21 protein-coding genes and 3 pseudogenes are annotated in these 21,319 nt (G+C 69.2%); 14 read left to right on the top strand and 10 right to left on the bottom strand.

From position 1 onward, the window contains the following. Positions 1-64 precede the first annotated feature (64 nt). From OHS59_RS00465 to OHS59_RS00425, 9 genes are all read left to right on the top strand, one after another. On the top strand, positions 65-1,009 hold the full coding sequence (locus OHS59_RS00465) for an ABC transporter ATP-binding protein (RefSeq protein ID WP_443061357.1): 945 nt from the start codon (positions 65-67) through the stop codon (positions 1,007-1,009). Continuing rightward, positions 1,006-1,779, top strand: coding sequence for an ABC transporter permease subunit (locus OHS59_RS00460; protein ID WP_328491374.1), 774 nt, complete (start codon positions 1,006-1,008; stop codon positions 1,777-1,779). The genes OHS59_RS00465 and OHS59_RS00460 overlap by 4 nt, the downstream gene beginning before the upstream one ends. Positions 1,780-1,924: 145 nt before the next feature. Further along, positions 1,925-2,062, top strand: a complete 138-nt coding sequence (locus OHS59_RS00455) for a lasso RiPP family leader peptide-containing protein (protein WP_107019216.1) — start codon at positions 1,925-1,927, stop codon at positions 2,060-2,062. Between the two features lie 83 nt (positions 2,063-2,145). Continuing rightward, positions 2,146-3,978 carry an asparagine synthase-related protein gene (locus tag OHS59_RS00450; protein ID WP_328491373.1) on the top strand — a complete coding sequence of 611 codons (1,833 nt, stop codon included), beginning with the start codon at positions 2,146-2,148 and terminating at the stop codon, positions 3,976-3,978. Next, on the top strand, positions 3,975-4,235 hold the full coding sequence (locus tag OHS59_RS00445; protein WP_328491372.1) for a lasso peptide biosynthesis PqqD family chaperone: 261 nt from the start codon (positions 3,975-3,977) through the stop codon (positions 4,233-4,235). Before OHS59_RS00450 ends, OHS59_RS00445 begins: the two co-directional genes overlap by 4 nt. Continuing rightward, positions 4,232-4,663: a lasso peptide biosynthesis B2 protein gene (locus OHS59_RS00440; protein ID WP_328491371.1), complete on the top strand. Its 432-nt coding sequence runs from the start codon at positions 4,232-4,234 to the stop codon at positions 4,661-4,663. Before OHS59_RS00445 ends, OHS59_RS00440 begins: the two co-directional genes overlap by 4 nt. Then, positions 4,660-5,637, top strand: a complete 978-nt coding sequence (locus tag OHS59_RS00435) for an ABC transporter ATP-binding protein (RefSeq protein WP_328491370.1) — start codon at positions 4,660-4,662, stop codon at positions 5,635-5,637. Before OHS59_RS00440 ends, OHS59_RS00435 begins: the two co-directional genes overlap by 4 nt. Positions 5,638-5,644: 7 nt before the next feature. Then, entirely contained in the window at positions 5,645-6,538 is an 894-nt protein-coding gene (locus OHS59_RS00430; protein ID WP_328491369.1) for an ABC transporter permease, read from the top strand. A 61-nt stretch (positions 6,539-6,599) separates the two neighbouring features. Beyond that, positions 6,600-7,388 (top strand): AfsR/SARP family transcriptional regulator, encoded by a 789-nt coding sequence (locus tag OHS59_RS00425; protein WP_328491368.1) that lies wholly within the window; start codon positions 6,600-6,602, stop codon positions 7,386-7,388. Positions 7,389-7,513: 125 nt separating this feature from the next. Here OHS59_RS00425 and OHS59_RS00420 read toward each other — a convergent pair whose 3' ends face one another. Beyond that, positions 7,514-8,170 (bottom strand): hypothetical protein, encoded by a 657-nt coding sequence (locus OHS59_RS00420; RefSeq protein ID WP_328491367.1) that lies wholly within the window; start codon positions 8,168-8,170, stop codon positions 7,514-7,516. A gap of 589 nt (positions 8,171-8,759) precedes the next feature. On the opposite strand from OHS59_RS00420, the pseudogene OHS59_RS00415 reads away from it, so the two are divergent. Beyond that, a pseudogene (locus OHS59_RS00415) lies at positions 8,760-8,894 on the top strand (SelT/SelW/SelH family protein); the annotation flags it as partial. Positions 8,895-9,288: 394 nt separating this feature from the next. Here OHS59_RS00415 and OHS59_RS00410 read toward each other — a convergent pair. The 5 genes from OHS59_RS00410 to OHS59_RS00390 form a co-directional block, all read right to left on the bottom strand. After that, positions 9,289-9,945 carry a response regulator transcription factor gene (locus OHS59_RS00410; protein WP_328491366.1) on the bottom strand — a complete coding sequence of 219 codons (657 nt, stop codon included), beginning with the start codon at positions 9,943-9,945 and terminating at the stop codon, positions 9,289-9,291. Then, positions 9,942-12,020, bottom strand: a complete 2,079-nt coding sequence (locus OHS59_RS00405; RefSeq protein ID WP_328491365.1) for an ATP-binding protein — start codon at positions 12,018-12,020, stop codon at positions 9,942-9,944. Before OHS59_RS00405 ends, OHS59_RS00410 begins: the two co-directional genes overlap by 4 nt. 21 nt (positions 12,021-12,041) lie before the next feature. Continuing rightward, a complete protein-coding gene (locus OHS59_RS00400) occupies positions 12,042-12,329 on the bottom strand; it encodes a hypothetical protein (protein WP_328491364.1) in 288 nt (95 codons plus the stop codon). A gap of 150 nt (positions 12,330-12,479) precedes the next feature. Next, positions 12,480-12,875, bottom strand: a complete 396-nt coding sequence (locus OHS59_RS00395) for a hypothetical protein (RefSeq protein ID WP_328491363.1) — start codon at positions 12,873-12,875, stop codon at positions 12,480-12,482. Between the two features lie 436 nt (positions 12,876-13,311). After that, entirely contained in the window at positions 13,312-13,938 is a 627-nt protein-coding gene (locus tag OHS59_RS00390) for a hypothetical protein (RefSeq protein WP_328491362.1), read from the bottom strand. Between OHS59_RS00390 and OHS59_RS44415 the strand changes: the two are divergent. Next, positions 13,839-14,369: pseudogene (locus OHS59_RS44415) on the top strand (TetR-like C-terminal domain-containing protein); the annotation flags it as partial. The gene OHS59_RS00390 and the pseudogene OHS59_RS44415 sit on opposite strands and share 100 nt — an antisense overlap. 126 nt (positions 14,370-14,495) lie before the next feature. On the opposite strand, the gene OHS59_RS00385 reads toward OHS59_RS44415, so the two are convergent. Both OHS59_RS00385 and OHS59_RS00380 read right to left on the bottom strand, forming a co-directional pair. Next, complete coding sequence (locus OHS59_RS00385; RefSeq protein ID WP_443061356.1) at positions 14,496-14,966, bottom strand: DUF6924 domain-containing protein; 471 nt, start codon at positions 14,964-14,966, stop codon at positions 14,496-14,498. A gap of 105 nt (positions 14,967-15,071) precedes the next feature. Further along, positions 15,072-15,680: a TetR/AcrR family transcriptional regulator C-terminal domain-containing protein gene (locus OHS59_RS00380; RefSeq protein ID WP_328491360.1), complete on the bottom strand. Its 609-nt coding sequence runs from the start codon at positions 15,678-15,680 to the stop codon at positions 15,072-15,074. 73 nt (positions 15,681-15,753) lie between these two features. Between OHS59_RS00380 and OHS59_RS00375 the strand changes: the two genes are divergently transcribed. Further along, positions 15,754-17,004: an FAD-dependent monooxygenase gene (locus OHS59_RS00375; RefSeq protein WP_328491359.1), complete on the top strand. Its 1,251-nt coding sequence runs from the start codon at positions 15,754-15,756 to the stop codon at positions 17,002-17,004. Between the two features lie 915 nt (positions 17,005-17,919). Continuing rightward, positions 17,920-19,209, top strand: a complete 1,290-nt coding sequence (locus OHS59_RS00365; RefSeq protein WP_328491358.1) for a pentapeptide repeat-containing protein — start codon at positions 17,920-17,922, stop codon at positions 19,207-19,209. Between the two features lie 138 nt (positions 19,210-19,347). On the opposite strand, the gene OHS59_RS00360 is transcribed toward OHS59_RS00365, so the two are convergent. Continuing rightward, positions 19,348-19,713 carry an STAS domain-containing protein gene (locus tag OHS59_RS00360; protein ID WP_328491357.1) on the bottom strand — a complete coding sequence of 122 codons (366 nt, stop codon included), beginning with the start codon at positions 19,711-19,713 and terminating at the stop codon, positions 19,348-19,350. 164 nt (positions 19,714-19,877) lie between these two features. On the opposite strand from OHS59_RS00360, the pseudogene OHS59_RS00355 reads away from it, so the two are divergent. Further along, positions 19,878-20,105 (top strand): annotated as a pseudogene (locus OHS59_RS00355) (transposase); the annotation flags it as partial. A 24-nt stretch (positions 20,106-20,129) separates the two neighbouring features. Here OHS59_RS00355 and OHS59_RS00350 read toward each other — a convergent pair. After that, positions 20,130-21,035 carry an alpha/beta fold hydrolase gene (locus OHS59_RS00350; protein ID WP_328491356.1) on the bottom strand — a complete coding sequence of 302 codons (906 nt, stop codon included), beginning with the start codon at positions 21,033-21,035 and terminating at the stop codon, positions 20,130-20,132. Between the last annotated feature and the right edge of the window lie 284 nt (positions 21,036-21,319).

Here is a 21,319-nt window from a genome sequence, read left to right as displayed (position 1 = left end):
CGACACCGGAGTTCACCCCCCGGCCCGATGCCGCGAAGGGGTGCCCTGCGGAAGCGTGGGAGGCGTGATCCACGCGAGAGAAGTGACAAAGCGCTTCGGACGGGCCACGGTCGTCGACGGTCTCTCCTTCGAGGTGCGCCCCGGCCAGGTGACGGGCTTCCTGGGCCCCAACGGGGCGGGCAAGTCCACCACCATGCGGATGGCGCTGGGCCTTGACCGGCCCACCACCGGTGAGATCCTCGTCGACGGCCGACCCTGCCGTCGGCTGAAGGAGCCGCTCCGGACGATCGGCGCACTGCTGGATGCCAAAGCCTTCCACGGCGGACGCACCGCCCGCGGCCACCTGAGGTACCTGGCCCAGAGCAATCGCATCCCCGAGTCACGGGTGAGCGAAGTGCTGCGGCTCACCGGCCTCGAAGGGGTGGCCGACCAACGCGCCGGCACCTTCTCCCTGGGGATGGGACAACGGCTCGGCATCGCCGCCGCACTGCTGGGAGACCCCGCGATCGTGCTGCTCGACGAACCGGTCAACGGCCTGGACCCGGAGGGTGTCCGGTGGATCCGCGACCTGATGAAGAAACTGGCGGCCGAAGGACGCACCGTGTTCGTCTCCAGCCATCTCATGAGCGAGATGGCCCTCACGGCCGAACACCTGATCGTCATCGGCCGCGGGCGGCTGCTCGCGGACACGTCGGTGACCCGGTTCATCGAGGCCAACTCACGCAGTTTCGTACGGATCAGGACACCCGAGCCCGAACGGATGCGGGAGACCCTGTCGCGTGCGGGCATCCCGGTACTGACCGGCCCGGACGGAGCGCTGGAAGCGGTCGGGGCGCAGGCCGCGGTCATCGGTGAACTGATCTCGGCCCACAGGCTCACCGTGCACGAGGTCAGCACCCAGTCGGCCTCGCTGGAGGACGCGTTCATGGAATTCACCGCCGGCGCCGTCGAATACCGCGCCTCCGACCAGGTCCCGGTCCGGCGACAGGGAACGGAGGGCGGCGCATGAGTCCGGCCATGTCCGGTGCGGTGCTGCGTTCGGAGTGGACGAAGGCCCGCACGGTCCGGTCGACGCCCTGGCTGCTGCTGGCGACATTCGTCGTCACCGTCGGCTCCAACGTGGCGTTCGCCTTCGCCGTCCGCGGCAGTTTCGACCGGATGCCCCCGCAGGAGCAGCGGAACTTCGACCCGGTCTACTCGGGCTTCACCGGACTGGGTTTCGGTCAGATCATCCTGCTCGCCTTCGGCGTACTGCTGGTCACCGGTGAGTACACCTCGGGCACGATCCGTGCCTCGCTGGCCGCGGTGCCGCAACGCGGTGTCCTCTACCTCGCCAAGTGGCTGTCGGGCACGTTGGCGGCCTTCGCGGTCTCGGCGGTCACGGTGTTCCCCAGCTTCTTCCTGGCCCAGTCGGCACTCGGTCCGCACGGCACCACGATCACGGACGACGGGGTGCTGCGCGCGACGGTCGGGGGCTGCCTCTACATGACGCTGGTCTGTTCGTTCGCCATGGGCGTCGCGGCGATACTGCGCAGTTCGGTCTCGTCGCTGATCATCATGATCCCGCTCTTCTTCTTCATCTCCCCGATGCTCAACAACGTCTCGGCGCTGCAGCCCGTGGCGCAGTTCCTGCCCGACCAGGCCGGCACCCGCATGATCGAGGTCGTGCCCGACGGCGAGTCGGTCCTGGGCCCCGGCACCGGCCTCCTGGTGCTGCTCGCCTGGAACGCGGCGACGCTCCTGGGCGGCTATCTCGTGCTCCGGCAGCGTGACGCGTGACCCCTGTTCTGGGGCCGGAATGGGCTCCCGGTCCCATGAACCCAGGACCCTGGGAAACCTAGTGTGAAGCCGTCCAAGAGATCAAGGGACGCCCGCCACCGCGGGTCTCCCTCCCTCATTCCTTACCCGAGGACGGTGGCTTCACATGGAGCAGCAGGACATCCAGGACACCTACGAGATCCCCACCCTGGTCGAGGTCGGTGAGTTCTCCGAGCTCACGCTGGGTCTTCCCTTCGGCGGCAACACGGACCTGTTCAGCGCCAGCACCCCGATCTGGGGCTGATCCAACGGCCGCGGAGACCTTCGGGTCTTCGCGGCCTCCGCGTTCGCACCACCGGTCGTGACAGTCACAACGGGGAAGGCGACATGGGCTTTGTAGTCCTGGAGGACACCGAGGACGGCGCCGCGCTCGCCGACCGCGTGCTGGACCATGTGGGTTCCCGGATCATCACGTACGACTCGGGACGCCCCTGGCTGATCGGCAGTTGGCCGGAGAGCGACATGACGCTCGTCGAGGTCGGCCCCCGCCGGATCGCAATCGTCGGACGCTCCCGCGTCGACACGGACGTCGCGCGTCGCGCCCTGGCCCGCGCGACCTCGTTGCGCGACCTGGACGTGCTCGTCCGGACGCTGCCGGGCAGTTTCCACTTCCTCGCCGTACTCGACGGGCGGGTCCGCGCCCAGGGTTCGCTCTCCACGGCGCGGCAGATCTCGTATGCCAGGATCGGCGGCCAGGTCGTGGCATCCGACCGTTCCCGGTCCCTCGCGGAACTCTCCGACGCGGAGGTCGACCAGGACACCCTGGCGCTGCGGCTGCTGACGCCCGCGGCGCCCTGGCCCCTGTGGAACAGGTCCGTGTGGTCCGGTGTCGAGCAACTGCCGTTCGGCTCCTGGCTGGACATGGGCCCGGAGGGCGGCCGGCCGATCCGCTGGTGGGAACCGCCACCGTCCGACAAGCCGCTCGCCGAAGCCGCGCGCTCCGTACGGCAGGCGCTGGCCGACTCCGTCGCCGCCCGCATCGGGGACGAGGGCGTGATCAGCGCCGACCTGTCCGGCGGAATGGACTCCACCAGTCTCTGCTTCCTCGCCGCCGAGGCCGGCGGGGATCTGCTCACCCATCACTGGGAACCGCTGGACGGCGGCAACGACGACGGGGTCTGGGCCGAGCGGGCCGCCCGGCAACTGCCCGACGCCCGACACCTCTCCACGCCTCGGGGCGCCCCCTGGTTCACGGCCACGACCGACCTGGACGTGTCAGCCCTCGGCCGGGCGGACGCACCACTCACCTGGTTCCGCAACCACGCCCACATGGCCTCGCTGGCACGGAGGATGGCGGCCGAGGGTTCCACGACACACCTCCTGGGCGTGGGCGGCGACGAGCTGTTCAGCACGTTGCCGACGCAGCTGTGGGCGCTCTTCCACCGCCATCCGCTGACCAGCCTTCCCCTGCTGCACCGCATCCGGGTCGGCAACCGCTGGCCTCTGCTGCCGATGGTGCGCGGACTCGCCGACCGGTCCGCCTTCCCGCAGTGGCTGGCCTCGGCGGCCCGTTCGATCGGCGGCCCACCGGTCCGGTCGTCCGGGCCACCGCTCTCCTGGAACGCGGACGTACACCTGCCGCCCTGGGCGACCGAGGACGCGGTCGGCACCGTACGCCGACTGCTGCGGGAGGCCGCCGCTTCCCATCCGCCGCCCCTCGATCCCGCCCGGGATCGCCACCAGTTGCTCGACAGCGTGGCCCTGACCGGCAGTGCTCTGCGGGAGCTGAACTCGCTGCCGTCCGGGAGCGGGGTCGGCTGGGAAGCACCGTTCCTGGACGACCGGGTCGTGGAGGCCGCGCTCGGCGTCCGGATCGAGGACCGGGTCCTGCGCGGACGCTACAAGCCCCTCCTCGCCACGGCCATGCGCGGTGTGGTTCCCTCCGACGTCCTGGAGCGCCGCAGCAAGGGCGAGTTCAGCGCGGAGGTCTACGACGGGCTGCGGCAGAACCGGGGCAGGCTGCTCGAATTCTGCGAGGACTCCCGTCTCGCCCGCGGCGGCCTGGTCGACCCCGCGGTGCTGCGCACACGGCTGCTCACCCCCGGCCCCCTGGCACGACAGCTCGGCATCTTCGAGCCCACCCTCGCCGTGGAGGGGTGGCTCCGCGCCCTCGACGCCCACCGGGCCCAGCACCCACTCCCCGCAGGAGAATCGCAGTGACCCTATCCCTGCCGCCCGACGTCTCCACCGCCGAAACCGAGGACGGGCTGGTCCTGCTCGATCAGCGCAACGGCCGCTACTGGCAGCTCAACCGGACCGGCGCGGCCACGCTGCGGCTGCTGCTGGAGGGACTGTCGCCCGAGCAGGCCGCCGCCCGCCTCGCGAACAGCGCTCCCCTGACCGCCGACGTCGCCCTGGCCGATGTCCGGACCCTGGTCGGCGCTCTGAGGTCGGCACATCTGGTGGTGACCCCATGAGCATGTCGGTCGCCTCCGGGGACTCCACCCAACTGACCTGGCACCGTCACCTCACCGCACGCGCCGCCGCGGGCACGGCCCGCCTGCTGATCAGACTGCCGCCGCGCCGACTCCGCAGGTTCCTGGAGGTGACGGGGGCGGGTACCCGCCCCGCCACGGAGGAACAGGCGCTGGCGGCACGGGCGGCGGTGGTCACGGTCAGCTCCCGCTGCGCGGGGCAGGGCTGCCTCCAGCGCTCGGTGGCCACGGTGCTGCTGTGCCAGTTGCGCGGGGTGCGGCCCGACTGGTGCACGGGGGTGCGCACCCAGCCGTTCATCGCGCACGCCTGGGTGGAAGTGGGCGGAAAGCCGGTGGGCGAGAGCGACGACGTCCGGCTCTACCACACGCTGATGAGTGTGCGACGTCCCGTACGAGGGCTTCCCCGGTGACGCCCTCCGACAACGGGGCCGTCATCAGGACCGAGGGCCTGCGCAAGGCGTACGGTGACATCGAGGCCGTGGCGGGTCTCGACCTCGCCGTTCCGGCCGGGGAGATCTTCGGATTCCTGGGCCCCAACGGAGCGGGCAAGAGCACCACGATCAGCATGCTGTGCACCCTGTCGCGGCCGACCTCGGGCCGGGCCGAGGTGGCCGGGCACGACATCGTCCGGGAACCCGCCGCAGTGCGGCGCAGTATCGGTCTGGTGTTCCAGGAGACCACCCTCGACCGGGAGCTGACCGTCGAGGAGAACCTGAGGTTCCAGGCGGACCTCTTCGATATGCCGCGCCGCACGGCCCGGGACAGGATCGGGCACCTGCTCGAACTGGTGGATCTGGCCGACCGCAGGAATGCCGTGGTGCGCACGCTTTCCGGAGGCATGCAGCGGCGCCTGGAGATCGCCCGGGGCCTGCTGCACTCCCCGCGGGTGCTGTTCCTGGACGAGCCGACCACCGGTCTCGACCCGCAGACCCGCGGAGCGATCTGGGAGTACCTGCTCCGGCTGCCCCGCGAGGACGGCGTCACCATCTTCCTGACCACCCATCACCTCGCGGAGGCCGAGCACTGCGGCCGGCTGGCCATCATGGACAACGGAAAACTCCTGGTGGAGGACACCCCCGCGCTCCTCAAAGCGGTGATCGCCTCCGACCTGGTCGAGATCCGAACCGGCGACGACACGGCCGCGGCGGAGGCGATCCGTACCCGCTTCGGCCTCGACGCCACGGCGAGCGCGGCCGGTCTGCGGTTCAGAGTGGCGGACGGTGCCGCGTTCGTCCCGCGGCTGTGCTCCGGACTGACGGTGCCGATCCACTCGGTGACGGTCACTCCGCCGACTCTGGACGACGTTTTCCTGCACTACACCGGGCGCCCCATCCGGGACACCGGCGGCCTCGGCCCCACTCTCACGGCCGGCCCCAGGAGGTAGTCAGCCCATGACTCGTGCCGATGCGCTGCCCGACCTGACCCAGCGGCCCGCGGTAGCGGTGCCGGCACCGCCCCGACGTGCCGCCGTGGTCAGGGACCTGCGCACCCTTCGTGTGCTGTGGCGCCGGGAGATGCTCCGGTTCGTACGCAACCGCGTACGGATCGCCACCAGCCTCGTCATGCCACTGCTGTTCCTGCTGATCCTGGGCTCGGGTCTGAACTCCGCGCTCGACCAGCCCGGCGCGGGTCCGAGTGCCGGACCGGGCTCCGGCGACTTCCGGACGTATCTCTTTCCCGGTGTGCTGCTGATGGTGGTGCAGGGGCCGGCGATGACCGTGGGCGCGCTCATCGTGTGGGACCGGCAGGCGGGCTTCCTGCGCCAGATGCTCGTGGCCCCGGTACGACGGGAGGCGCTGCTCGGCGGGATATGCCTGGGCGGCGCGACGTCGGGCGCCGCCTATGCGGTGCCGATGCTCCTGATGGCGGGTGTGGTGGGCGTTCCGTACGGATTCCACCTCCTTCTCGCGCTGGCGGTCCTGGTCCTGGTCGCGTTCTCCTTCACCGTGCTGGGCGTCCTCGGAGCCGTCTGCATCAAGAAGCCGGAGACGTTCGACATCGTGATGGGCCTGTGCGCGATGCCGCTGCTGTTCCTGTCGGGCGCGCTGTTCCCCGTCCACCAACTGCCCGGGTGGCTGAACGCCGCGGTCCTGGTGAACCCCCTCACCTACGGAGTGGACGCGTTGCGGCGGGTCATCCCCGGGGGTACGGCATGGGCCGGCGAGGACGCGGGGCCCCAGTGGTGGGGATGGACACCGCCGGTGCTCCTGGAACTGGCACTCCTCGCGCTGCTCGCCGTGGGAGCGCTGACCGTGGCGGCGCGCCGCTTCTCGCGCACCGACTGACCCGCCCGTACCGGCACGCGTACAACCGGCGGGACCGCTTCACCGACGTCTGGGGGAGATCATGCAGGTCCGCGTTCTCGGTCCGGTGCGCATCTGCGCCGGGGGCGACGAGACGGCACTCGAAGGAACCAAACCGCGGGCGCTGCTGGCCACGCTGGTGCTGGGACGCGGCTCGGTCGTGCCCGACAGCCGGCTGATCGCGCTGCTGTGGGGCGACGACGCCCCGGCGACGGTGACCGCGCAGCTGTGCACCTACGTGTCCCGGCTGCGCAGGCGGCTCGGCCCCGGGATCCAGTTGGTGCGCCGGCGCCCCGGCTATGTGCTGCACACCGGGCAGAGCCCCGTCGACCTGTACGAGTTCGAACGGCTGGCCGGGCTCGGGCAGGACGCCTTCCGGGCGGGGCGGTACGGGCCCGCCGCCGAGCGGTTGCGCTCGGCCCTCGCCGTGTGGAGCGGGCCGGCGCTCGCCGACGTCACCACGTTCCTGCGCGAAGCCGCCGAGCCCGGGCTGAACGAGGCGCGGATGGCGGCCTTGGAGTGCCGCATCGACGCGGACCTGGCACTGGGGGAGCACGCGGGGGTCGTGTCGGAACTGACCGATCTGGTGGCCCGCTACCCGTTGCGGGAACGGTTCCGTGCCCAGCTGATGACCGCGTTGTACCGCAGCGAGCGACAGGGCGACGCGCTGGCCGTCTTCCACAGTGCCCGCCGTCTTCTCGACGAGGAGCTCGGGGTCTCGCCCGGCCGCTCGCTCATGCTCACGCACCAGGCGGTGCTCAGCGGCGAACTCGCCTTCAGGGACGCGGCATCACCTCTCGCACTCCACCCGGTCACGGCAGCGGGTCGCTGACCCCGGGCCCCCGACGTGTGCGCCGGGTGTCCCGGGCCGGGCGGGTCCGCGGAAGTCCGCCGGGCCGGCCGTGAGCGCTTCGACGGCCTCGCGCGCCGTGCCCGAGGCGGACCCGGGCACCCGCTCTACCGAGGGTAGGGGAACGACTGGAACTCCGCGTCGAGCTGGGCGGGGCTGCGCGGCAACCAGGTGGCCGCCAGCCCTGCCACGGTGGCCTTCGGCAGCTCGGGGTTGACCGTGCGCAGGTTCGGCTTCGCCACCGTCTGGACGGCCCAGGCGAGGGCGTTGTACCTGGCGATCGACCGCCAGCGCCGAGCGTCGACGTCCAGCAGCATCATGGCGCGCATATAGGCGTGCCAGACGTGATAGCCCCGGGGCGGGTTGCCGTTCATCGAGTGCACCTCGGACCTGACGTCCGCCCTGCGCGGGTCGAAGAGGACGCCCTGGCCGAAGTCGACGAACGCCGAGGCGAGCCCCGGCCCCCACTTTCGGTAGTACGTGTCGAAGACACCGAGCTGCGCCCGGGACAGGACTGCGAACGCCTCCCTGGCGGGGGCGACGAACTCGGCGTAGTTGTGCGGGTATTCCGGAGCCGCGCTGAGTTCCTGCCACGTCACCAGCGCCCTGCGCTCCAGGTCTCCGCCGAAGAGTTCACCGAGGGCGATGTACGCGTCGGTGAGTTCTCGGTCGGACTTGTACATGGTGACCTCGTCGAACTGGTACCAGAGTTCGTTGGCACGCCGGCTTCCGTACATGCCCGGAACATCCGGGAACTCCGTCACGATCCTTCGCTCCGCGGCTGCCGCGGATGTCGCAACCGTCATTCCCGAGACGGAGAGCCCTGCGGCGGCGGCCACACCCAAGGACGATCGGAGTGCGGTCCTGCGACTGATCGGCTTTGGAGACATACGAGTTTCCCCTCTTCAGCTGACGACTGCGCTGCGCGGGATCCTAGATTCGGCCCCTTGAGGAAGCCCTATGCCCTTTCTATAGGTCGGCTTCCCCAGGCCGGTTTCCGCAGGTCGGCCACCCGTCCCGGCACACACCCGTGCAGCGCTCGTGGCGGAACCCGGGGAGCCCGTCGTGCCCCTGGCTCGGCCCACGGGCCGACCGACGGTGATCACCCACGGTTGCTATGGAAGCGTCGGCCGGTACGCCGTCCTCCCTGCTCCCCGAGCAGTCCGTCGACGGCGGATCGCCCCTTGCCGCCGGTGTCCGGTCTCCGGCACGAGTGGGTCCGTTCGACGGTCGTCGTCGATCGCACGGTTGAAGCAGTGGGTGACCCGGGAAGACGCTGACGGCAGTCACAGCGAGCCACTACGTCACGCCCCCACGACCGCGCCCGCGCCCCCCGCCGGGCAGCCGCACCGCGTGCGGATCGAGTACTGCACCCAGTGCCGCCGGTTGCCCCGGGCCTCCTGGCTCGCCGAGGAACTCCTCACCACCTTCGAGCAGGAGCTGACCGAGCCGGCGCTCAAGCCCGGCACCGGTGGCGTCTTCGTGGTCGCGTCGACGACGAGGTGGATCGCCTGTTGCCCGTCACCGATACGAGGCCATGAGGACCCTGGTCCACCGGGCCGCACACCACCGGGGCGTCGCACGCACTGCTGCACGCACTCGCACGGATTGCTGCCCTGGAGCACTCCGACGAACTGTTCGCCGCCCAGATCGCGTACGCCTACCTCCACGCCGGCGGCATCCAGGTCGAGTTCGGCAGCCAGGACGCGACCACTCTGGTCGTCTACGTCATCGAGGGACGCAGTGACGTCCGCAAGGTCGCCGAGGCGCCGAAGAGTTGGGGCTGGGATGCCCGGACATCCCAGGAAGCACCACCTCCCCCCTCAGTTGCTGCTGCGACGGTTCACCGATCAGGCCGGGCGGCTCCCCCCCCTCGCGGGGTTCAGGTGCCCAGGCCTGCGTCGCGGGCTCGGAGGATCGCTTCGGCGCGATCGCGTACTTGCAGTTTGCTGAAGATCGAGCCGACGTGATTGCGGACGGTCTTTTCTGACAGGTAGAGGCTGCACGCGATCTGCCGGTAGGTGAGTCCGGTGGCGAGCAGGTTGAGGATTTCCCGCTCGCGCGGGGTCAGGGTGGGGAAGGCCTCCTTGGCCGCAGTCGTGCCGAAGGAGGCCAGCAGACAGCCGAGGCGGTCGGCCATGCGCGGGCTGAAGACGGCCCCGCCGGTGGCGATGGTGTGCAGGGCGCGCAGGATCTCCTCCCGGCCGGCTCCCTTGAGGAGGTAGCCGCGGGCGCCGGCGCGCATCGCGGCGAGGAGGCTGTCGTCGTCCTCGGACATCGTCATGACGAGGACCTTCACCTCGGGATGTGTGCGTTGGAGGTCGCGGGTGGCGTCGATGCCGGAGCGGCCGGGCAGGCCGAGGTCCATGACGGCGAGGTCGCAGCCGGTCGTGCGTACGTGGATGAGGGCCTCGTCGGCGGTGGCGGCCTGGGCGACGACTTCGAAGTCGGCGTCGAGGCCGATGGTGGCGGCCAGTCCTTCGCGGAAGATCGGGTGGTCCTCGACAAGGAGGACCCGCCACGGAGGCGGGGTGCTCACGTGTGGTCGTCTCTTTCCTCGGGTGTGCCGGGTGGGGCGGGCAAGCGGGCGCTGACGGTGGTTCCGGTGGGTGTGCTGGTGACGGTGCAGCTTCCACCGATCTCTTCGGCGCGTTCGGCCATCGAGGCGAGGCCGGTTCCGGCGGGTGCGCCCGCGGCGGGGCTGGTGCCGTCGTCGGTCACGGTGACGGTGAGAGCACCGGCCTCGGTGGCCGCGAGGGTGATGTGGATGCGGCGGGCGGCGGCATGGCGTACGGCGTTGGTGAGGGCTTCGGCGGTGATGCGGTAGGCGGCGGTTTCCACGGCCGGGGCCAGGCCGGCCAGCCGGTGGGCAGGGGCGTCGAGGCGGATGTCGAGTCCGGGATGGGCGAGGCGGTGGGCGAGGTCGCGTAGGGCGTCGGCGAGGCCACGTTCGACGAGAGCTGCGGGGGTCAGGCCGGCGGTGATGCGCCGCACCTCCACAAGGGCTTCGCCCAGTCCGTCCAGGGCGAGCTGGAGTTCGTCGGCGCCGGTGTCACCGGTGGGGCGGCGGGCCTGGGCGAGGTCGATGCGCAGGCGTACGGAGGCCAGCAGCGGGCCGAGGCCGTCGTGGATCTCGCGCCGCAGCCGCCGCCGTTCCTCTTCGCGGGTGAGCACCAGTCGCTCGCGGGCAGCCTGGGCTTCCTCGGTGAGCTGAAGAGCGGCGAGGGCGGGCCCGGCCTGGTCCGTCAGCAGGGTGAGCAGACCACTGTCCCGCTCGGCGGGTGTGCTCGCGCCGTCGCGGGTGACCTGCAGCCGGCCCACGATTCGACCATGGTGACGCAGCGGGAAGACCTGCACCGTTCCGGTGCCGTCGGGCGGCCGGCCTGCCACGGCGAGTTGGCGAGGACCCGAGCGGAGGTCCACTGTCACGGCCGCTCCCGCCACCCCGATGTCCTCCACCGCGCTGCGACAGATCTGCTCGGGTACGTCGCCCGGGTGCGGGGCCTGCTGCAGACGGGTGGCCAGGGTGCGGGCCGCCTCGTGGGCGCCCGCACGCGGCCCGTAGAAGAGACGCTCGACCCACCCGGTGGCCCGCCGCGCAGCCGGCGGCAGCACCCGGCCCAGGCACAGCGCGCCGACGGCCGCGGTGAAGGTCCCGGAAGTGCGAAGGGCCGGGAAAACGGCCCAGGCGGCGGTGGCCACGAGGATGACGGCGGCGGTCAGCACCATGACGACGCAGGCCTGAGCGACGCGGTGGCGGGCCGAGCGGTCCAGGCGCCAGGCCCCGGTGCCCGCGATGCCGATGCTGATGGCCGTTGCCCACAGGGCGCTACCGGCCGACAGCGCAGCCACCGCCCGCACGTTCGAATTCCACCGTTCCGCCAGTAGCAGATGCGCGCCCAGCGGATACAGCACAGCCACGAGCAGCAGGATCCGGCGGCCGGAGCCCGGAGTGCGAGCGGCGGCCAGGGCCAGGACGAAGGTGCCTGCCGCGGACGCGGCGGCCAGCACACCGGTTTCGGCGTTCAGGTAGGCGTTGACGTGGTCGACAGCGGAAGGGCTGAGCGCGGTGTCGAACAGCGGGTTGCCGACGGGCCGGTCCATGGCGGGCTCGGTCTCGGCAGAGGCAAGTAGCCACAGTGCTCCGTGACCTGCGTAGTAGCCGATCACCCAGACGGTGAGTGCAGCGCGGATCCAGCGCAGTGGGCAGGCGCGCAGCGGGATCAGCCGCATGGGCAGCAGCAGCACGGTCGGGGCGCGGCAGGCGAAGCCGACCGCCGACACGCCCATGGTGGCGGCTGCCTCGAACGGGTTCCGTCCGCCGATGGCCAGCAGGTCGGCGGTGAGGGTGGGCAGGAACCAGATCGTGCTCACGGTGACCAGCAGCATCCCCAGCTGCCGTGCGGCCGGACGTGCCACGAGCAGCACCCCGAGCACGATCATCGAGATGCCGATTGTGAACCGGGAGGCGACAGTGATCACGCGCGCGCCGGGATAGAGCAAAGCCACCCAGGCGTCGTCGGCGGCCGCGAGTGCCGCCGACCAGCAGGCCAGGAGCAGCACCAGCAGCAGAGCAACGGCGGCGGCCGTGCGCAGCGCATGGTCACTGCGCACAGGGTTGGTATCCGTCACGGCTCAGGGCTTTGCGTAAAGCAGCCACGTGCTCCTGGGGTCGAGGAAATCGAAGGATCCAGGATCGAAGCGTCCGGCGCTTTTCTTGCAGTAGTAGTCCTTGTAGCCCCTCTTCTTCCCTTCGTTGCAACAGACCTTCTGGTCGTTTCCCGAGTACTTGAGGGTGTAGCCGGTCCCTCTCGGCATCTGTCCGCAGATGGCAACCGGTTCAGCGGTCCCCGAAGCGTGCGAGGGACAGACGGCCGCGAGGACGAGACACGGGGCGAGGAACAGAGAGATGAGGTACTTCATGGCTGACTCACATTCTGTGAACGGTCCGGCACGGGAAAGGGACACGAGGAGGCGCGGCCCCGGCGACCGGGCGCCGGGGCCGCGCCTGCCCTCCGGCGGTGACCGGTGCGGGGTGGCGGGCGCCGTCCCCGCACCGGTGGGAGTCGTACGTCAGACCAGATCCACGAGCTTTGCGGCGATCTTCGCGGCCTGGGGACGCGGCACACCGCACGTCACGACGAGGAAGGTCGTGAGCTGGCCGACGACCCAGACCCGGTGGCGCTCCAGATAGGCGGCGAGTTCGACCCGCACCCGCTCCACGTACTGGGCGGCATCCGCGCTGAAGAACTTCAGCAGCCAGACCAGCCCGCGGCCCCCGTAACGCAGCGCGTAGATGATGAGTCGGCGTGTCGCACCCTGTACATCCACCTCGGCCAGACGTGCGTCGCCGAGGAACGCGGACTTGATCGTCTCGACGACTTGAGGGTCACCACCTTCCTCGGCCACCCGGGCGATGAGGTCGTCGAAGTCCGCCTCGGTGATGTTCAATTCCTTTGCCTGCGGCATGAGTTGCTCCAGTGATCTCGGTTCTTCTTCGCCCGCTTGCCGGGCGTGAGATCACTTTTGGCCGCCCGCATGCCCAGGCGCATGAGGCATCCGCCCCGCATCGGCCCGACCTGCTCGTGTCATGCCAGGCAGCCGGCGAAGCTCCTCGATGACATGAAGCCGCCAGGCCGGTATGAGAAGTCCGGCCGGGGTGGCGGAGGCATTGTGCGCGGCCCGGGCGAGGGGCGGGCGCCGCTCGCGTTCAGAACGGTCGGGCCCGTCGGCGTCGACCTGCCCGATGTCCAAGCAAGTGCCCAACGTCGCGCAGAAGATCGACCAGTCCCCTGAATCATGGCGCGTTGCTCCAAGCTCCAGCCGATACGCGGCACTCGGTCTCCGTCTGTCTAGATCGGGGGTTGGGATCTCCTTGAGGGACGTCTCTGATCAGACGGGTGAGTCAGCGGTGCAAGACTTCCCGTACTGCCCGCCCCCCGCGGACGTCCCTGAACAGGACGTGGCCGGAGCCTGCTGGCTCCGCGCAGTGCGGACCGTGGAGATCGAGGTCCTCAAGTTCCGCGGGAAGAACGAAGTGCGGCCCGACATACGCCGGGTCGAAGGTGATACTTACGCTCGTGCCGCTGCCTTGCGGTGAATGAAACGCTCGGGGAGCGGTGAGAGGCCGGATGCCGGTGTGGACTTGGCGCAACCCGCGCCCTGCGCACCACATCTCAACAGCCATCCGCTCGGACAGCGTGGCAGCAGCGGCCAATAACCACCACTCAGGCCCGAGGAGGGAGCCGAAGTATCCGAGAACCGGAGCATCGGGGCCTGTCCAGGCATGAGGCTGGTCCATGGATATCGTGAAGCTGTTGTCGCTGGTGATCGCGAGGAGACCACGCAGTGTGTGGTCCCCGGCAACGCCTGTCGCTGGATGAAGCACATGGCGCCCCACCGCGCACAGCAGGTTGGCTGGCAGCTTCGGGCTTGCAGGTCCCACCCCGAAGTACATACCCGGCCGTTTACGGACGGCCACATCGAACCCGATCACCTCGATGTCGGCCGCGTCATACGAATGGTCCGTCACGACCACACGCTACGGCAGACCACGTCTGCCATGCTGTCCCTCCCACAGGGACGGAAACACGTGACCCAGGGGGACGGACACCGCTGTCGGGTCACGGCAGTACCGCTGACAGCCCAGCCGCGCAAGGGCGGCGCGGAGCCACGTCTCCTGACAGGCGGCCAAAAGACGATCCCCGGATCGCGTCGGTCACCAGGCTCAAGCACCCCCTGCCGGCGCTCATCAAGGCCGAACGCGAACGACCTCACCTGTATGCACTGATGTTTCGCGCGCCGGAAAGCGTCACCGCCGCGTTGTTCGATGCGGTGGCGGAGGCACATGGCCTTCTCCTCGGCATGGTCGCCGATGTCGTCGGCAAGGACGAGGCCCGCGGGTACGGCGCGCTCCTGCTGTCGAGTGCGCACGGAATAGCCGGCATGGAGCTGAGCGGGCATCTCGCTGCGGAGACTGGAACATCAGCGGTGAGGAACTCGTCGACATACTCGTCGGCTCCCTCAAAGTACGGTCCGGGTGACCGGGTGCGGATCATCGGAGGCCAAGGCCCGCTGGCGGTTGAAGAGTCAGTAGGGAGACCACACGATGTTGTCCGGGTCGCGTGCGGCTTGATCGATGTAGTCGGTGAAGCTGACGTTGTCGATGAACCGTTGCATGTGTACTTCCTGTACTGCCGCGGGTTCCAGGCGAAACGTACCCTGCCCCGGGATGGTCTCTTCGGTGGTGTCGAGGTCGACCGCCAGCATGGCGAAGTGCGAGTGGCGAATGGCTGTGGAGTCGACGATGAAGACGGTTCTGTCCCCGGTTTGTGCCGCCGCCCGTATCTCCTCCACCGTCGCATCGGACCAGGCCGGATCGTCGACGATGTGCACGAGGGCCTCACGCTCGTCGTCCTCACCCCACGGCTGCGTCAGTTCTGTCACTATGGCCCGCCAAATGGGCTCGTGTCCGTAGTCGGTCCGTACAACCAGGGCCGCGTCCAACTTGCGGTCACCGATGGATGGCCTCACCCGCACCCTCTCGATTCTGCTCGGCATACGTTGCAGTGCCTCACGCGGAACCGGACCACTTTCCGCGGGGTCGTACTGGAGGTCTGCCAGGACATGGAGGTCCACGGGCCGACCCGGTAGGTGGTGCGTTGATCACTTGAGGGTGCCATCGCTTGACGACAGGGACGCGGCCCGCACTGCGGTGCGGTGCACCAAGCCGTCCAGGATGAGGGTCAGGCCGGCCTCGAATGCCGACTCGTAGTCGATCACAGGCATGTCCGCCGCCGGATCCGAGCCGTCACCGGAGCCGACGTCCGCCTGTTCCTCCAGAACACTGCCGACTGTGAAACGGCCGGCGGCCAGCATCGCCATCTGCGCGTCCCGCTCGGGCACTCCGGAGCTGACCAGGAAGTCCATCTTGCGACGGATCCGGTCGAGGTCGTTGGCCGGGGTGCTGCCCGCGTGGAGGCGTGCGCCGTCCCGGCGCATCAGCAGGGTGCGCCGGAAGCTTCGCGTGTTGTCCAGGAACCAGTCGCGCCAGTCGTCGTCGGGCGTCGGCAGCGGGGCGGCCGCATGCGGTGCCATCGCCGCCTCCGCCATGGCGGCGAGGAGGTCCTTCTTGGTGCGGAAGTACCAGTAGAGCGACGGCTGTTCGACGCCCAACCGCTTCGCCAGCCGCCGCGTACTGACCGTGTCCAGCCCGACCTCGTCGAGCAGGTCGAGCGCTTCGGAGACGACGATCTCACGGTTCACCTTGGTCACGTTGACAAATCTATCACTGATAGATGACCCTGAAAAAGGAATCATTCACTGATAGATTTTTGGGGTGATGGGCATGGCCGACAGATCGGGGGCGCGCCCCCTGCGGGTCCTTGTTGCCGGCGGCGGGATAGCGGGCCAGGCGCTGGCTTTCTGGCTCACGCGGGGCGGCCACAGGGTGACTGTCGTCGAACGCTTTCCGGTGCTGCGGGCCGCCGGGGCACAGGTCGACCTCAGGGGACAGGGCATCGAGGCCGTCGAACGGATGGGGCTTCTTGACGCCGTCCGCGGCAAGTTGGTGGACGAGGCGGGTGTCGCGTTCGTCGACGCTCGCGGCAGGGCCAAGGCGACGCTCATGGCCAACACCTCCGGCCGGGGCCGGCAGACCCTCACCTCCGAGTACGAGATCATGCGCGGTGACCTGGTACGCATCCTGCACGACGCGTCGAAGGACGACACCGAGTACGTCTTCGGCGTGAGCGTGGACGGCTTCGAGCAGGACGAACAGAAGGTCATCGCGCACTTCTCCGACGGGTCCTCCGGCGAGTTCGACCTCCTGGTCGGCGCGGACGGGCAGGGATCGCGCATCCGGCGGGCGATCCTCCCCGCAGGCTGCGACCCGTACTGGCGGGTCGGCATCCACATGGCCTACTGGTTCATCCCTCGCATCGCGTCCGACAGCAACATCCGGGACACCTACATGGTGCCGGGTGGCCGTCAGATCATGCGCCGCAGCCACAACCCGACCGAGACGCAGGTGTACTTCGTGATGCGGGAGGAGTCCGAGGAAGCCTCGGCGATCCACCGGGAACCCGTCGGGCGCCAGCAGGAGTTCTGGGCGAGCAGGTTCCGCGACGCGGGCTGGCAGACCGAGCGCTTCATCAAGGGCATGCGGACGAGCCCCTTCTTCTACTCCCAGGAGATCGTCCAGGTCCGAACCGACACCTGGTCCAAGGGCCGCGTGGTCCTTGCCGGCGACGCAGCCCACTGTGCCTCCCCGTACAGCGGCATGGGCATCTCCGGGGGCCTGGTGGGCGCCCACGTCCTGGCCGGCCAGATCAACCGGCACCCGGGCGACCTGCCGACCGCACTGGCGAACTACGACAGCGTGCTGCGGCCCTTCGTCGACGAGATCCACGGCCAGGTGAATCCGCGTCTCCTACGCCTGGGCATGCCGATGACCCAGCGTGCGATCGACGCCTTCCAAGCCGCCACCGCACTGGCCTGCTTCCTGCACGTCCCCGATCTCGCCGCGCGCTTTTCGAAGGAGGACCGCGGCGGCAGCTGGCAACTCCCCGAGAACCCGGCGCCGATCCGCACCACCTGAAAACGGCCGGACACCGGAGACCGATGACCGTCGGGAGCTGCCGCAGGACTGTCCCCCTTCCGGACCGTGTAAGGGTCCGTGGGTGGTGGAGAGATCGCTGGCGTGGTGGCTTCACGCCCGCCGGAACGTGCGCGACTACGAAACCCGGCCCGAGCACTCCGAAGCGATGCTCACCCTCACCGTCACGCTCATGACTCGTCGGCTCACCCGGCGGCCAGTGTTTCCCAACGCGGCGAAGCCAAGGCCAACAACGAGCGTCGCTGCATGAGCGGCTTACTCCGAACGGCAACGAATGCCGGTCAGTCCCAGATCACCCGACCGTGGGGTATGCGGAAGTCGAGTGAGTCGTTCAGATGCTGGATGTCCGCGTCGGCGGCCGGGGAGTTGAGTGCTTGCGCACTGGCAGCGGCATTGCTCTCCAACCATCGGCGGATCCTGACCCATGACTGGAGCGAACGGAGCCAACGGAGGCGGCAACGGCGGAGACGACAGTGGCTTCTTCGGCGGTTCCAGCGGTTGACCAACCAACGCGCGGGGCAGACGCCTCGCCTTCCCACTGCACGAGACGCACCACTCGGCGCCTCACGGCCAGAGCTACACGACAGGTTCCTACGTCACGGTCGCCAGCGAACAACCGTCGGCGATGTCGTGGAGGGCAGTGAGTTCGGTGTCGTCGGCGGCCAGACGAAACCGCAGGCTCGGGACGGCTTCGACGAAGCACAGGAACAGTTCCGTGACCGGCTCGACGAATTCAATTCAGCAGCTCGCTGCTCGCGGCTTGGTCCGTCGGATGTTCGGTTGCAATTGCATGCTGTCCGACCGGCATATATATAGGGCATGAGAACACTCCACCCCCTGCGCGTCCTCCAGGAGCAGCGAGAGCGCCGTCTGCAGCGTCAGGCCGCATGGGAGGCCATGACCGAGCTGGATCAGTGTCGGTTGCGGGTCCGGCAGAAGGCACGCAACCGGCGATGGGCAACGACTGCTCTGATGGTGGCCGGAGCCTTCGTGCTGTTCATGGTGCTGCCCTGGCTGATCTGGTGGGGTCCCTACGTCATTGGCCCCGACCCCATCGACAAGGCTGAGGCGAGGAAGGGGTCGGCGGCCCTCGTGACCGGCCTGCGTACCGCCGTGGTCGCGTTCACGGCCGCCCTCGGGGCCGGCATCGCTCTGCTCTACACCGCCCGCACCTACCGCCTCACCCGCCGCGGGCAGATCACCGACCGCTTCACCAAAGCCCTCGAACGCCTCGGCTCCGGCGAGATCTACGTCCGCATCGGCGGCATCCTCGCCCTCGAACAGATCGTGCAGGACGCTCCTGAACAGGCCGCCACCGACGCCGCTCACGTCCTCGGACACTTCATCCGCCACCGGGCCCCTCACGCCGTCCCCCCGCCCGACCCTGACGATCCCCACCGCGGTCCGCACGCCGACCCGCTGCCCCCCAAGCCGGCTGCCGATGTACAGGCCGCGCTTACAGCTCTCACCCGCCGCGAGTCCCGCACCCATGTCGACCGCCGTGAACGCCTCGACCTCAACGGCCTCCACCTGGCCGGCGTCCAACTTAACGAAGCCGACCTCACGGGAGCGGACCTGTCCGGGGCGACCTTCACAGGGGCCTACCTGTACAAGGCGACCTTCACGGAAGCCCGCCTGTACAAGGCGACGTTCACAGGGGCCCACCTGTACAAGGCGACCTTCACGGAGGCCCACCTGCCCAGAGCGACGTTCACGGGGGCCAACTTGGTCGGCGCGACGTTCACGGAGGCCTATCTGCGCGGGGCGGCGTTCACGGAGGCCAACCTGCACAAGGCGATCTTCACGGGGGCCAACCTGCGCGATGCGACGTTCATGGAGACCGACCTGGTCGGTGCGGCGTTCACGGAGGCCAACCTGCGCGAGGCGACGCTCACGAAGGCCGACCTACGCCGGGCGACGTTCACGGGGGCCAACCTGCGCGGGGCGACGCTCACGAAGGCCAACCTGTCCGTGACCGATCTGTCGAGTGCACGTCGCCTGACGTTTGGGCAGGTCATTTCAGCGGTGCCGGACGAAGAGACCGAGCTGCCGGCCTGGTTTTACGCTTCAGTCGGAGTGCCGGGGACACGGGCGCATGTGGCGCATGTACCCGGGCCTTCGCCGGGCATCTTGCCGGCATGGCGCGGTGTTACCCGTGGGGGTGATGGCAGTCGGTGGGATCGGTAGGACGCTCGGCAGAAAGCCACGTTGGGACCCGGCGTGTGAGCGCGGCAGGGCAGCGCGCCGTTGTGACCGGGGGACGTTTTTTCCTCTCTACCGGCGGTACGCGGCACTGTCGGTGCGGTGAGTTGTCCCGCGCCTTCGTCACCTGGTCAGGGCTTGTTCGAGGGTGGGGTGGCAGCCGATGAACTGGTCCACGCCGACGATGTGCAGGACGCGTTGGACGGCTTGTTGGGCGCCGGCGATGCGCAGCCATCCCTGCTTGCTGACGGCCTTCTGGTGGGTGGTGAGGAGGATGTTGATGCCGCTGGAGTCCATGAAGGTCACCTCGCTGAGGTCTGCCACGATCCGCAAGGGCGCCGCACCGTCACGGGAGAGCAGGGCGTTACTGAACTGGTCTTTGACGGTGTGGTCGATCTCGCCGCTCAGGGTGACCACCAGGATGCCGTTGAGGGTGGTGTGGTCGGCTGCTAGCCGGCCGGGGCGAGCTGGTTCCTGGGTGCCTGTCACCGTGTTCCGTTTCCTCGGCTGTGCTTGCTGATGAGAAGGGGCTCGGTTCGATCAGCGTTGAAAGCCTGCCCCGGCGTTACGGCGAACAGTAGTTCGGTACTTTGCCCATGATGCGTGGGGGACACGCGGGGAAGGGGGCGGGGCGTGCGCCAAGGTGTGAACGGACCGCAGACCGTTTCGCCGGCTTCGGCGGCGTCGCACCTGTTCCCCGCGACTCCGGCAAGATCAGCGGCAATCTTCGCCGGCCGCGGCGCTACAAGCGCCCACTTCAACGCGTCTTCTGCATCTCCGCCTTGTTCAGCCTCCGATACTGCGATGAGTCCCGCCGGTTTCACGAACGCGAGTGCGCCGAAGGCAAGCGCCACTTCCAGGCCTTCCTCGCCCGGTGCCGCGCTTGGCCGACCCGCAGATCGAGGTTACGTCCCCGCCTCGGGTCGGGCGCCGGCGTCCGTGGCCAGGGTGTGGTCGAGAACGGCCGCGGCCAGGGGTGCGTGGACGGCGCGGGGCAGGGCGTGCCCCATGCCCGGTACCTCCACCAGCCGTGCCCCGGCGATCACTTGGGCGAGATGTTCGGGGTGCGGCGGTGGGAAGACGGGCTCGGCCGGGGCGGAGATAACCAGGGTCGGCACCTCGGTGCGCGCGAGTTCCTCGGTGCGGTCCATGCTGGAGTGGTCCGCGCGCCCGTGGGTCATGGGCGCCTCGTAGCGCCCGGCGTGCTCGATGATGCGGCGCTCCGAGGCCCGGAACTCCTCGGAGTCGAAGGGGATCTGATCGCCGTTGAGCAGCCGCCAGTGCTCCACGCGGTGGTCCAGTTCGCCCTCCAGGCCGCGGTCCTCGTGGGGTCGGGACCAAAATTCGAGCACCCGTGCGTCGATGGACGGGAGTTGGTCTACGGGAGTTCGGGAGCCGTCCAGGTGCGCCAGTGGGGTGCTGCTGAGAGCGCCGGTGCCCATCACTGTCGCGCTGAGCAGTCGTTCGGGGTGATCGGCGATCAGCAGTTGGGTGAGCATGCCGCCCAGGGAGTGGCCGACGATGTGCGCCCGCTCCACTTCGTACGCGTCGAGGACGGCGAGCGCGTCCGAGGCGAGGTCGACGATGCGGTACGGGTGCGTGTCGAAACTGAAGCTGGAGCGGCCGGTGTCCCGGTGGTCGTAGCGGATGACGCGGTGGCGCACGGCCAACGCATCAACCAGTCCCTCCGGCCAGCCCAGCCCGGACGCCCCGGCCCCCATGATCAGCAACAGGGTGGAATCCCGGGGGTCGCCGCGCACCTCGGACCACAGCCGCACCGCCGGGTCAACCTGGACAAACCGCTGATTCATGGAACCGTTCTCCACATCCACGACTCGATGACGAGACGAGCCGTCTCGTCATGTTGTGTCGTCATCATGACGCATACCTCCGGAGTGATGCAATACGACTCGTCTCGTCTCGTTGCTGACCGGACACTCGAAGAGGTGCCAGAACTCATGTCGGTACCTTCTGAACCCCCGTCGCACACGGCTCGTGTGCGACATCCGGCCCGTTCCGGCGGCGACAAACCATGTGCCTGACGCAGACGAGCAATCGATTGCCCTGCGTGACGTCCGAAGGTAAAGGGCAAGAT

Origin of the sequence: Streptomyces sp. NBC_00414, assembly GCF_036038375.1 — a bacterium.
Taxonomy (GTDB): domain Bacteria; phylum Actinomycetota; class Actinomycetes; order Streptomycetales; family Streptomycetaceae; genus Streptomyces.
This window is presented reverse-complemented; position numbering and strand designations above follow the sequence as displayed.